Origin of the sequence: Acinetobacter sp. PW68 (assembly GCF_020982655.1) — a bacterium.
Lineage (GTDB): Bacteria > Pseudomonadota > Gammaproteobacteria > Pseudomonadales > Moraxellaceae > Acinetobacter > Acinetobacter towneri_A.
Genome location: NZ_JAHZSX010000001.1, coordinates 1,995,711 through 2,008,075 on the forward strand (window position 1 = coordinate 1,995,711; position 12,365 = coordinate 2,008,075).

The window sequence follows — 12,365 nt, forward strand, 5'->3', positions numbered from 1 at the left end:
TTATTTCCCCACGACCTGAATCACGATCAAGATCATTAGTAAGACCACAACACCAAGTGCCATACTCGATGCGTACTCACGTAATGAGCCCGTTTGACGTGAACTTGTGAAGCTATGACCACCTTTGACCAGTGCAGGCAGTACTAACCACATGCCATCAACTGGATCACGACCTAATAGTTTGGCAATCAGCAAGTATGGTTTTACAAATACGATGTCATACAACGCATCGAAACCAAGTGCATTACGGCAAATATTGGCAAGACCTGCACCCAATGAAGTTTGTGCGAATCCTTTTACCGCATCGTAAGCAAAGGCAAATAACACAACACCTACAGCTAAACCAGCCAAAGCCACACCAATTGCAACATACTCTGCACCATGTGCACCTGCTTCTAATGCTTCAGGAATCACAAATGCTGGGATTTTTGCAGCATCAAGAATGCTCATGACTGGCGCTTTTAATACAATCGCTAAACCAGTTGAAAGTACTGCAAGTACAGCCAATGGGAACCAATAAGTTGCGCCTTTGATCTCGTGATACGGTGTGTTTTCTTTACCGAAGAATACAACCCAAATTAAACGGAATGTATAAATTGATGTTAAGAATGCACCAGCTACACCCACCCAATATAAGGTGTTATATAGCGGAATACCTGCGATATGACTTTGCGTCCAAACTGCTGCCAAAATAGCGTCTTTTGAGAAGAAACCAATGGTCAAGAATGGAATCGCTGCCAATGCACCGCCACCAATTGCGAAACATGCAAACAGGAATTTGTTCTTGTAGAACAAGCCGCCCATTTTGAAAATGTTTTGTTCGTGATGGTAAGCCAAAATCACCGCACCAGAAGACAAGAATAATAATGCCTTGAAGAATGCGTGAGTGAGCATGTGGAACAAACCCGCTTGGTATGCTTCTGCACCAACTGCCATAAACATATAGCCTAGCTGACTCATGGTTGAGTAAGCCAAAATACGTTTGATGTCGGTTTGAACCAATGCTGCAAAACCAGCAACCAGTAAGGTCACAGCACCTGTAATTGAAATGAATAACATCACTTCAGGCGCAAGTTCAAATACGCTGAACATACGGCAGCATAAATAAACACCCGCAGTGACCATGGTCGCAGCGTGGATCAATGCAGATACAGGTGTAGGACCTGCCATCGCATCGGCTAACCAAGTTTGCAACGGAATTTGTGCAGATTTACCCGCAGCACCCAAGAACAACATTAACGCTGTCCAAATGGTAATAGACGAGCTTTGAGTCATTACATTGGCTGCATTTTCTACGATGTATTGTGTGTTCAACGTACCAAATTGTTGATACAACAAGAACAACGCGATCAGTAGGAAAACGTCACCCACACGTGTTACGGTAAATGCTTTGATTGCTGCAAAACCATTTGCAGGGTTTTGGTAGTAATAACCAATCAGCAAGTAAGAGCACAGACCTACACCTTCCCAACCGAGGAACAATAACGCCAAGTTATCGCCAAGTACCAACAATAACATGCTCGCAACGAACAAGTTGAAGTAAGAGAAGAAACGTGCGAAGTCTTCTTCACCACGCATATACCATGATGCAAAGATGTGAATTAAGAAACCCACGCCTGTAATCATGCCCAGCATAAGCAAAGATAAACCGTCTAGGTGCAAGCTAAACGCAGGTGCAAGACCACCTACATTGAACCAAGTCCATAAATGTTGAGTCGTTGCAACTGAACCGTTGTTCACAAAGTCCATGCCTGCAATTAACGCAAATAATGCAGACAGACCGACTGAACCTACGCCAATAATCGCAGCAACTTTTTCAGGTAAGTTGTTACGCCCTGCCGCTAAAAGGATAAAACCAATGAGCGGAAACAATACTGTTAGATATAAATAACTCATCCGCGCATCTCACTAGCAGCATCCACATCCAAATGATGGAAGCGATGATAGAACTGAAGGACGATCGCAAGACCGATACACGCCTCTGCCGCAGCAAGTGTCAAGATCAGGATAAACATGATCTGACCATCTGGTTGTACCCATGCACTACCAGCCAAGACAAACGCCAATGCCGCAGCGTTCATCATGATTTCAAGGCCCATTAAAATAAATAGTAGGTTGCGTCGCACCATCACACCGTAAAAACCGAGTGCAAAAAGAATGGTTGCGACAATCAAACCATGTTCTAAAGGGATGTTGCCCATTATTCTTTTTCCTCTTCTGCACTTGGTTCACGTTTACCGATGTGGAAGCCTGCAACCAAGGCTCCAAGTAATAACATTGCGGCAACTTCAACCAACAATAAGTACTGAGTAAAGAGTGCTTGACCCACTGCTTTTGGACCCACCATTTCTGTGCCCATAAGCGCGCTTGGTGCAGTGTAGTCTGAGCTTAATGACCACACTAAAACCAAACCAATCAGGAAGCTCATCAAAGCTGGGTATGCCCAAGTTGATGACGTCAACCATTTACGCTCTTGCTCAACAGTTTGCTGGCCGAGGTTGAGCATCATCACCACGAATACGAACAAGACCATGATCGCACCCGCATAAACAATGATTTCCAAGGCGCCAGCAAATGGTGCACCTACGATCATGAATATACCTGCAACAGCAAGTAATGACACGATCAGGCTTAATAAAGCATGTACTGGGTTCGCGTTAGTTACTACACGAACCGTAGAAACAATGGCCACGAGTGCCATCAAATAAAACGGCCACATCATGGTAATAGACTCCGTACATCAATAGGTGCGCTTTCACGTTGCGCTTGACCTTTGTCTTTACCTGTAACAGCCATACCCGTTACACGGTAGAAGTTGTAGTCAGGATATTTACCAGGACCTGAAATGAGTAAATGTTCTTTCTCATACACCAAGTCTTGACGCACATATTCACCTAACTCAAAGTCAGGTGTTAATTGAATTGCAGTCGTTGGACATGCTTCTTCGCACATACCGCAGAAAATACAGCGTGAGAAGTTGATACGGAAAAACTCTGGATACCAACGACCATCTTCTTGTTCTGCTTTTTGCAGCGAAATACAACCTACTGGACAAGCAACTGCACAGAGGTTACATGCAACACAACGCTCTTCGCCATCTGGATCGCGTGTTAACACAATACGACCACGGAAGCGTGGAGGTACAATTTCTTCGGCTGGTACTTCCGGATACAAAATGGTGTCACGTTTACGTGTCACGTGCGAGAAAACCATCCACAGTGAACGTACAATTGACCCAAATCCAGCTAGAAACTTAAACATATTGTTCTCCCTGCTGTCTTAGGCCGAATGATTCATAAGAATCACAGCACCAGTTACCAAAAGGTTAACAAGCGCCAATGGCAAGCAAATTTTCCAACCAAAGTTCATCACTTGGTCATAACGTGGACGCATTAAAGAACCACGTGCCAAGACAAACATCATCACAAAGAATGCTGTTTTGATAATGAACCAGAAAGCTGCTGGAATGAATGGAATTTCAAGGTTAAACGGCGCAAGCCATCCACCGAAGAATAAAGTCACGATAAGCGCAGAGATCAGAACTACGTTGACATATTCTGCAACGAAGAACATACCCCACTTCATACCGCCATATTCTACGTGATAACCTTCAGCCAATTCTTGTTCTGCTTCTGGTTGGTCAAATGGGTGACGGTGAGTTACCGCAACACCTGCAACCACGAAAATCAAGAAACCTAAGAATTGTGGAATCACAAACCAAACATCACGTTGCGCTTCAACAATTTCACGCATGTTGAATGAGCCTGCAATTGCAACCACACCCATGAGTGAAATACCCAAGAACACTTCATAAGAAATGGTTTGCGCGGCTGAACGTAAACCACCAAGCAAGGCGTATTTGTTATTTGATGACCAACCACCAAATAACACCGCATACACTGCGATACCTGCCATTGCCATAAAGAACAACAGGCCAATGCTCATGTCTGCAACACCTAAATAAGGTGATACAGGAATAACCATGAACGACAGTACCGCAGTTGCCATTGCAACTGCTGGTGCCATACGGAAGGTAAGTTTGTCGGCAAATTTTGGTGTCCAGTCTTCTTTGAACATGATTTTCAGCATGTCGGCAACAATCTGGAACATACCGCCTGGACCTACACGGTTCGGACCATAACGGTCTTGCCATAAGCCCAGTAAACGACGCTCAATAAAAGACATGAGTGCAGCAATCAATACCACAACCAGCAAAATGACAATCGCTTGAATGACTGAATAGGCAATTGGCCAGTTCTCAGCCCAAAGCGGCGTCTGACGGATTAATTCTTGTTGCATGAATTACACTCCTACCGCGACTGAAACAGGCTCTGCAAGAGATACCGTTGGTGCAAGACCAATTGGGTAGCCAATATAACCTGTAGGTAAATATTCAATCACTTGTACTGGCAGTTCGATAGACGTTTCACCTGCTTGTACGGTAATTGTTTGACCATCTTGTACATTCAAACGCTGCGCATCTTGCGTGCCTACAGCAAATACAGCTTCAGGAATACGCGTTTCCATTACAGGTGTTTTCACCGTAAATTCACCCGATGCAAAAATGTGATGCATTGGAATTAAACGGAAGCTTTCAGGATTAGCTAGCACAGGTGCTGGTGCCACATAGCTACGTGCAGGACGTTTTGCTAAGCGATCGAATAAACGAATGCCTGAATCACCACCTTTTAAGTGACCGCCCACATTGTCTTGGAATTTGTTCCAAGCTTGTGGTGAGTTCCAACCTGCAGACCATGCAAATGGTACAAGTGCCGATGGTGTTTGGTTACCAACATAACCTTCCATAGAGAAAGTTAATGCAGAATCGACATCGGTCGGTTGTTTTGGCTCGTGAATAGATAACGGCGCACGCATTGCAGTACGACCTGAGTAACGACGTGGTTCACGCGCAACTTTCAAGCCATGTACACGGAAACCTGCATCTGGTGCAACATCCTGAATTGCTTCAAGTGTTGGAATATTTTTCGCAACAGATTCAATCACGTCATCTAAAACAGTCCAAGAAATTGCTTTACCTTTTAAGCCTGTTTCAAGTGCGTGTAACCAGCGCCAAGATTCCTTAATCGCCAATTCAGGTTTGTAGTAGCTTGGGTCATACACTTGGAAGAAGCGTTGTGCACGACCTTCTTGGCTCACTACAGTACCATCACCCTCAGCAAAGCTTGCTGCAGAAAGTACGATGTTGGCTTTTTGCACTGTTGCTGTTTCAGCATGATCAAGCACGATTACATCTTGTGCTTTTGCCAAAGCGGCATCAACTTGTGCCGCAGGTAAACGACGGTATAAGTCATTTTCAACCACAATCACAGCATCATAATCTTGTGCAAATGCTTGCTCTAAGCTTTGACCACCTAAAATTGCCAAGCCCATTGAGTTCACTTCTGGCACAGTTAGGGTTAAACCTGCATTTGCGCCCAAGTTTTGTGCCACTTGTGCAGCCGCTTCCATAATGGCAGCTTCTTGTAAGCTTGTACCTGAAATCACCAATGGCTTTTTCGCAGCTTTTAACGTGTCGGCAATAGTTTGTGCAAATGCTTTGGCATCATCATCTAAACCAGTGATCACATCACCTGCTACTGCAGCAGCAATTGCAAAACCTAGACGTGCAATGTCGTTTGGAGATGCAACAACTTCACCAGTGGCAACATCGGCTAAACGAGTTTGCGTTGCAGCTAAAATATAAATTGGTGATTTTGCATCTTGCGCAATACGTTGCACAGGTTCAGCCAGCCAGTCTGGGGTACGACGCTCTGCAGCCATTTCTTTGGCTTTGTTTTTCGCCGCTTGACGGACAGATAAGGCCATACGTGGTGCAGTTTGGGTTAAATCTTCACCCAAAATTAACACAGCATCGTAATCTTCAATTTCACGCATACCTGGGTTGTAAATACCTTCGGTTTGCATGATTGAAGCTGCAAGCTCTACCAAGTTTTGCTCTTTTTGCGATAAGCCTGTTGAGTAGTTGTCTTGACCCACTAACTCACGCAAAGCAAAGTTTGATTCAAGCGATGCACGTGGCGAACCAATACCCAAAACTTTTTTGCCTTGAACTTTGGCAATAATCGTATCAAGTGCAGTATCTACAGAAATGGTTTCTACACTCGCACCATTACGGAACTGTGGCTGACGTGGACGATCTTCACGGTTCACATAACCTGTACCGAAACGACCTTTGTCGCACAGGAAGTATTGGTTAACTTCACCGTTAAAGCGGTTTTCTACACGACGTAATTCGCCATAACGCTCACCCGGAGAGATGTTACAGCCAGAAGAACAGCCTTGGCATACGCTTGGCGCATATTGCATATCCCACTTACGGTTATAACGTGCAGAGTGCGTTTTGTCGGTAAATACACCTGTTGGACATACTTCAGTCAAGTTGCCAGAGAATTCAGATTCTAAAGTACCCGACTCAGGACGACCAAAGTACACACGTGATGCGTTGGCATAAACGCCAAAGTCTGTACCGCCTGCATAGTCTTTGTAGTAACGCACACAACGATAACATGCGATACAACGGTTCATTTCATGTGCAATGAACGAACCTAGCTCTTGGTTATAGTGCGTACGTTTGGTGAAGCGATAACGACGACGGTCATGCTGCGTCATTACAGTCATATCTTGTAAATGACAGTGACCACCTTCTTCACAGACAGGGCAGTCGTGTGGGTGGTTCGTCATCAAGAACTCTACAATTGAAGCACGGAACTCAGTCGCTTCCTTGTCTTCAATAGAGATATAGGTATTGTCAGCAGCAGGTGTCATACATGACATCACCAAGCGACCACGAGTATCTTCAGGGTTCGCATATTGGGTCACGGCACATTGACGGCAAGAACCGACAGAACCTAAGGATGGATGCCAACAAAAGTACGGAATGTCGATCCCAAGGCTCAAACATGCTTGCAGCAAGTTTTCCGAGCCATTGACTTCGTACGATTTTCCATCGACATGAATTGTAGCCATAGTCGAATTCCTTAAGCTTGTTCTACGTTGCTAGCTTGAGTAGCAGGACGGCTATTTGCCACTTTTGCTTCAAACTCGCTACGGAAATATTTGAGTGCGCCCATTAATGGCTCCATCGCACCTGGTGCGTGAGCACAGAAGGTCTTACCAATCCACAATTTTTTGGTGAGTTCTTGAAGATGTTGAATGTCTTCTTCTTTCCCCTCGCCATTTTCAATTGCTTTGAGTGCTTTTACAGCCCATGGTAAGCCATCACGACATGGGGTACAGAAACCACATGATTCGCGCGCAAAGAATTCTTCTAAGTTACGGGTTGCAGAAACCATACATTGGGTTTCATCGACCACCATCAGCAAACACGTACCTAAACGTGAACCTGCTTTCATGATGCTCTCTGCATCCATTGGCAAGTCAATGTGTTCTGCCGCCAAGAAGTCAGTAGATGCACCACCTGGTAACCATGCTTTTAGCTTCAAGCCATCACGCATGCCACCCGCATAGTCTTCAATCACTTCACGTGCAGTCGTACCAAATGGAAGTTCCCATAGACCAGGGAATTTCACCTTACCTGACGCACCGTAAATTTTTGTGCCAGGATCTTTCGATTTGCCTGCAGATAAACCGATATACCACTCTGCACCACGTAACATGATTGCAGGTAAGTTGTTATAGGTTTCTACGTTGTTGACAATCGTTGGACGACCCCATGCCCCTGCAACTTGCGGGAATGGTGGTTTAGTACGTGGGTTAGCACGACGGCCTTCAAGCGAGTTAATCAATGCAGTTTCTTCACCACAGATATAACGACCTGCGCCTGTGTGCACGTATAGCTCAAAGCCCCAACCTGTACCTAAAATGTTTTCGCCCAAATAACCTTTGGCACGAATTTGCTCAATCGCTTCATTTAAGTACTGTGCAGCTTCGATGTATTCGCCACGAATAAAGATATAACCGTGTGTAGCTTCAAGCGTATAAGCTGCAATCAACATACCTTCAATCAGTTGATGAGGAAGTTTTTCCATCAACAAACGGTCTTTGAAAGTACCCGGCTCCATCTCATCAGCATTACAAATCAGGTAACGTGGACCTGAATTGTCGTTTGGCGCCATCAGTGACCATTTGATCCCTGCTGGGAAGCCTGCACCACCACGACCTTTTACTGTCGCAGCTTTAATGACTTCAAGCACATCTTTAGGCGGCATAGAAATCGCTTTCTTAAAGCCTGCATAACCTTCTAGCGCTTCGTAATCATCTGCATTACGCACGTGCTCTTGCTTGCTTAAACGCCAAGTTAATGGATGCGTTTCTGGGTTACCGTCACCATAAATTGGTCTTGGTTCGGTATTCATACATACTTCTCCAATAACTGTTGCACCGATGTCACCTCAACTAAACCGTGAGTATCTTCATCAATCATCAAGGTAGGTCCCTTGTCGCAATTTCCTAAACAGCAAATTGGCAATAACGTGAAACGACCATCTGCAGTCGTTTGACCAAACTGAATGCCTAATTCACGTTGGAATGCTTCTGCCAGTGTTTCTGCACCCATCAAGAAGCATGCAATCGAGTCACACAATAAAATCACGTGGCGACCTACAGGCTGGCGATAAATACGGTTATAGAAAGTTGCAACACCTTCTAAATCAGCAACGCTGATGGTGAGAAGCTGTGCAATTGCATTTAACTGCGCGTCATCTACCCAGCCATTACGGCGCTGTACACACTTCAAGGCATCTAAAGATGCTGCACGTGGGTACGGATAATGACCAATGTGATGTTCAATTTCATGGATTTCTTCCGCAGTTAAAATCCCTTCAACATTCACACGTGGCTTTTTATCAGTCAAAATCATCATAATGCGTTTACCCCTTAGCGATCCACGTCTGCCATTACGACGTCAATGGTCGCTAAATAAATGATTAAGTCAGATACCAGACTGCCGTTAATCACAGAAGGCATTTGCTGTAAATGCGTGAAAGTTGGTGTACGAATACGGGTACGGTAACTCATCGTCGACTTATCTGAAGTCAAGTAATAGTTAGATGCACCTTTCACCACTTCTGCCATTACAGATGCTTCACCAGCAGGCATTACAGGACCCCAAGACACGCTTAAGAAGTGCGTAATCAAGGTTTCAATATCTTGTAATGTCTTGTCTTTTGGTGGTGGAACAGCCAATGGATGGTCTGCTTTATATGGACCAGATGGCATGTTATCTAGACATTGTTTGATGATTTTCAATGACTCTTCGATTTCACGGAAGTGAACCAGTACACGTGCGTAAGCATCGCCTTCGTACTCTACAGGTACTTCGAAGTCATAGTTTTCATAACCACTGTATGGACGGTATTTACGCACGTCAAAGTCGATACCTGTTGCACGTAAACCAGTACCTGTCACACCCCAAGCCAAGGCAGATTTCGCATCATACTGCGCTACGCCTTGCGTACGACCCATGAATACCGAGTTGCGTAATGCCGCAGTGTAGTATTCGTTCATACGTTTTGGCATCCACTCTAAGATTTCACGAATCAGGTGTTGCCAGTTGTTTGGTAAGTCGTGTGCGGTACCACCGATACGGAACCATGCTGGGTGCATACGGTAACCCGTAATGGCTTCAATCGCATCGTAGATTTTTTGACGGTCTGCGAACATATAGAATACAGGGGTCATACCACCCGCATCCTGAATTGCAGTACCAATGAACAATAAGTGGTTATTGATACGGAACAATTCAGACATCATGACACGAATACATTGTGCGCGGTCTGGCACAGTAATGCCTGCCAATTGTTCCACACCCATCACATACGGCATGTTTTGAGCACAACCACCCAAATAGTCCACACGGTCAGTATACGGAATGAATGAATGCCAAGTTTGACGTTCAGCCATCTTTTCCACACCACGGTGGTGATAGCCGATATCTGGCACACAGTCTTTCACTTCTTCACCATCCAACTGCAAAATTACACGGAACGCACCGTGCGCAGATGGGTGGTTAGGACCCAAGTTCAGGAACATGAAGTCTTCGTCTTTATTACCCCGCTTTAAGCCCCAATCTTCAGGCACAAAGCGAAGGTGTTCTTGCTCGAAGTCTTGTTTGGCTTGGTTCTGCATATACGGTGTATATTCCGTTGCACGTGCAGAATACTCTTTGCGTAAAGGATGACCTTCCCAATATGTTGGCAACAAGATACGACGAAGCATTGGATGCCCTTCGAAGTTGATACCAAACATATCGTAAGCTTCACGCTCGTACCAGTTGGCATTTGGCCAAATGTTGGTTGCTGTTGGAATGTTGAGATCACTCTCATTCAAGGCAACTTTAATACGAATGTCCGTGTTACGCTCAAGCGATAACAAGTGATAGAACACAGTAAAGTCAGACGCAGGTAGACCATCGCGGTGAGTACGCAAACGCTCATCTACCGCAGACAAGTCGAACAACATCACGTATGGACGTGACACTGTACGCAAGAACATTAAAACTTCTTGTACACGTGCGCGCTCAACCCAGACTGTTGGAAAATCTTCAAAAGTCGTTTGCACGTAGAAGTTCTCACCAAATTTGGTTTTGAGCTCTTCTACAATTGCAAATGCTGGGCGTGAATCAACTGCAGTTGATTCTGGCATAGCAATGTCAGTTTCAGCCATTGGCTTGGCTTCCTATTTAATACAAATTCAGTCAACCTAAACGACAACTACACCCGTCGGGTGCATCAATATTTGTACGTTTAAATTATTTAATTTCATCCATAGAGCGTAAGTTTTTCACCGCAATACGCTGCGCATTCTTACGGTCACGTTCTGGCATCATCTTCGGCTTATACACTGGCTTAAGATCATCACCAATCACCGCTGACAACGGACGACGCTCTAATTGAATTTGGTCTTGTAATAACATCAATGCTTGGATTAATGCTTCAGGACGCGGTGGGCAACCTGGAATGTACACATCCACAGGAATGATTTTATCCACACCTTGCACAACTGAATAAATGTCGTACATACCACCTGAGTTTGCACAGGCGCCCATTGATATGACCCATTTAGGCTCAAGCATTTGCTCGTACAAACGCTGAATTACAGGTGCCATTTTCACAAAACACGTACCTGCAACAATCATTAAGTCTGCCTGACGCGGTGAAGCACGAATAACCTCTGCACCAAAACGTGACAAGTCATGCACACCTGTTAAGGTGGTTGCATACTCAACGTAGCAGCACGATGTGCCAAAGTTAAACGGCCAAACTGAGTTCTTACGTCCCCAGTTTACTGCTGTATGTGCCAGGTCCTCTAAACGAGTCATGAACACATTTTTATTCACTTCTTCTTCAAGCGGATCGGTTACGATTTGACGCTCTTGAAGTGGATATTGATCAGCATCGGGATTCGCACGGGTTAAGGTATATTTCATCCCGAGTTACTCCTTGTCAGATGAGGTAGTCGCAGATTTTTTTACACGACCAGAGGATTGAGCTGGAATTTGACCGGTAGGGTCCGTTACCAATTCTTCAATTGAGTTAAAGCGTGTGATTTCTGCAAGATCCATATTTGGCGAACCAATTTTAGGTTTAATCCCTGCTGCTTTACGCTTATCAGATGGAGCCCAGTTCAGCGCACCAGTTGATAATTCATAAATTAAGCCAACGAGTAAAACTAAAATAAATACAGCAGCCGTTGCAAAGCCCACCCAACCTACTTCACGAACAGAAGCTGCCCATGCGTATAGATAAAGTGCTTCTAAGTCGAAAACAACGAAGAAAATTGCAACCAAATAGAACTTTGCAGATAAGCGGATACGTGCTCCACCAGCACCTACAACACCCGACTCAAACTGCTCTTGCTTCGCACGCCCCCATGATTTACCCCCAAGGAGTAAAGGAACAGTCAGCATAAAGACGCATAAAAATGTAACGCCGATCACGAAGGCAATAATTGCCCATTCGTATGGAGTAATGGCACTCATGCGGGGATAACTCCTGGCAGGCCTATTTATTAACAAAGAATGTATGTATTGGCCTTCAAATACACCAAACACAAAATTAATCACGCCAATTGTACCTGATTTATGATTTCACTTGCTAGTTCATAAGTCTTAGTCTTTCGGATGATTTTTTATTCAAATACTTGATATTTTAGAATTCCACTACTCCGCAGGGCTCTTAATCGCTTTAATAAATAGATAAATCAGTTGTGATTATTTTTTCCATAACACCAATTAAGCGCTTCGTTGCAAAGTTTTTAAATTTATAGAGAGATCATCGCAACTTCAGGTTTCAGCTTAGTTTAAGCCACACAAAAGTTTGTGTATTTTTTGCAACTTAAGCCCTGAGTTTCTTTAATTTTTCGTCCAGAGTGTGCTATTCCTAGTA

11 protein-coding genes are annotated in these 12,365 nt (G+C 44.5%); all 11 read right to left on the reverse strand.

Features of this window, described 5'->3' with window-relative positions; all coding sequences use genetic code 11:
- The 11 genes from nuoL to ndhC all read right to left on the reverse strand — a co-directional run bounded on the left by nuoL (position 1) and on the right by ndhC (position 11,959).
- Complete coding sequence (nuoL, locus tag K1T76_RS09525; protein ID WP_230245211.1) at positions 1 to 1,896, reverse strand: NADH-quinone oxidoreductase subunit L; 1,896 nt, start codon at positions 1,894 to 1,896, stop codon at positions 1 to 3.
- Complete coding sequence (gene nuoK / locus K1T76_RS09530; protein WP_004975463.1) at positions 1,893 to 2,201, reverse strand: NADH-quinone oxidoreductase subunit NuoK; 309 nt, start codon at positions 2,199 to 2,201, stop codon at positions 1,893 to 1,895. Before nuoK ends, nuoL begins: the two co-directional genes overlap by 4 nt.
- Entirely contained in the window at positions 2,201 to 2,719 is a 519-nt protein-coding gene (gene nuoJ / locus K1T76_RS09535; protein ID WP_019836331.1) for an NADH-quinone oxidoreductase subunit J, read from the reverse strand. The genes nuoK and nuoJ overlap by 1 nt, the downstream gene beginning before the upstream one ends.
- The gene (nuoI, locus tag K1T76_RS09540) at positions 2,719 to 3,261 is read right to left on the reverse strand and encodes an NADH-quinone oxidoreductase subunit NuoI (RefSeq protein WP_004975460.1); all 543 of its coding nucleotides are present in this window, start codon (positions 3,259 to 3,261) and stop codon (positions 2,719 to 2,721) included. The genes nuoJ and nuoI overlap by 1 nt, the downstream gene beginning before the upstream one ends.
- An 18-nt stretch (positions 3,262 to 3,279) precedes the next feature.
- On the reverse strand, positions 3,280 to 4,299 hold the full coding sequence (nuoH, locus tag K1T76_RS09545) for an NADH-quinone oxidoreductase subunit NuoH (protein ID WP_004975457.1): 1,020 nt from the start codon (positions 4,297 to 4,299) through the stop codon (positions 3,280 to 3,282).
- Between the two features lie 3 nt (positions 4,300 to 4,302).
- Positions 4,303 to 6,987 carry an NADH-quinone oxidoreductase subunit NuoG gene (gene nuoG, locus K1T76_RS09550; RefSeq protein WP_230245212.1) on the reverse strand — a complete coding sequence of 895 codons (2,685 nt, stop codon included), beginning with the start codon at positions 6,985 to 6,987 and terminating at the stop codon, positions 4,303 to 4,305.
- Between the two features lie 11 nt (positions 6,988 to 6,998).
- A complete protein-coding gene (gene nuoF / locus K1T76_RS09555; RefSeq protein ID WP_230245213.1) occupies positions 6,999 to 8,336 on the reverse strand; it encodes an NADH-quinone oxidoreductase subunit NuoF in 1,338 nt (445 codons plus the stop codon).
- Positions 8,333 to 8,842, reverse strand: coding sequence for an NADH-quinone oxidoreductase subunit NuoE (gene nuoE / locus K1T76_RS09560; RefSeq protein ID WP_004975451.1), 510 nt, complete (start codon positions 8,840 to 8,842; stop codon positions 8,333 to 8,335). The genes nuoF and nuoE overlap by 4 nt, the downstream gene beginning before the upstream one ends.
- Before the next feature lie 14 nt (positions 8,843 to 8,856).
- On the reverse strand, positions 8,857 to 10,644 hold the full coding sequence (gene nuoC / locus K1T76_RS09565) for an NADH-quinone oxidoreductase subunit C/D (protein ID WP_004975450.1): 1,788 nt from the start codon (positions 10,642 to 10,644) through the stop codon (positions 8,857 to 8,859).
- An 85-nt stretch (positions 10,645 to 10,729) separates the two neighbouring features.
- Positions 10,730 to 11,407 carry a NuoB/complex I 20 kDa subunit family protein gene (locus K1T76_RS09570; RefSeq protein ID WP_004975447.1) on the reverse strand — a complete coding sequence of 226 codons (678 nt, stop codon included), beginning with the start codon at positions 11,405 to 11,407 and terminating at the stop codon, positions 10,730 to 10,732.
- A gap of 6 nt (positions 11,408 to 11,413) precedes the next feature.
- The gene (gene ndhC, locus K1T76_RS09575; RefSeq protein ID WP_004975445.1) at positions 11,414 to 11,959 is read right to left on the reverse strand and encodes an NADH-quinone oxidoreductase subunit A; all 546 of its coding nucleotides are present in this window, start codon (positions 11,957 to 11,959) and stop codon (positions 11,414 to 11,416) included.
- Positions 11,960 to 12,365: the final 406 nt, after the last annotated feature.

Coding starts and splice junctions, on each gene's coding strand:
- nuoC (WP_004975450.1), bottom strand. CDS start 10,644: ATGGCTGAAACTGACATTGCTATGCCAGAATCAACTGCAGTTGATTCA.
- nuoH (WP_004975457.1), bottom strand. CDS start 4,299: ATGCAACAAGAATTAATCCGTCAGACGCCGCTTTGGGCTGAGAACTGG.
- ndhC (WP_004975445.1), bottom strand. CDS start 11,959: ATGAGTGCCATTACTCCATACGAATGGGCAATTATTGCCTTCGTGATC.
- nuoL (WP_230245211.1), bottom strand. CDS start 1,896: ATGAGTTATTTATATCTAACAGTATTGTTTCCGCTCATTGGTTTTATC.
- nuoE (WP_004975451.1), bottom strand. CDS start 8,842: ATGATGATTTTGACTGATAAAAAGCCACGTGTGAATGTTGAAGGGATT.
- nuoG (WP_230245212.1), bottom strand. CDS start 6,987: ATGGCTACAATTCATGTCGATGGAAAATCGTACGAAGTCAATGGCTCG.
- nuoK (WP_004975463.1), bottom strand. CDS start 2,201: ATGGGCAACATCCCTTTAGAACATGGTTTGATTGTCGCAACCATTCTT.
- nuoI (WP_004975460.1), bottom strand. CDS start 3,261: ATGTTTAAGTTTCTAGCTGGATTTGGGTCAATTGTACGTTCACTGTGG.
- nuoF (WP_230245213.1), bottom strand. CDS start 8,336: ATGAATACCGAACCAAGACCAATTTATGGTGACGGTAACCCAGAAACG.
- K1T76_RS09570 (WP_004975447.1), bottom strand. CDS start 11,407: ATGAAATATACCTTAACCCGTGCGAATCCCGATGCTGATCAATATCCA.
- nuoJ (WP_019836331.1), bottom strand. CDS start 2,719: ATGTGGCCGTTTTATTTGATGGCACTCGTGGCCATTGTTTCTACGGTT.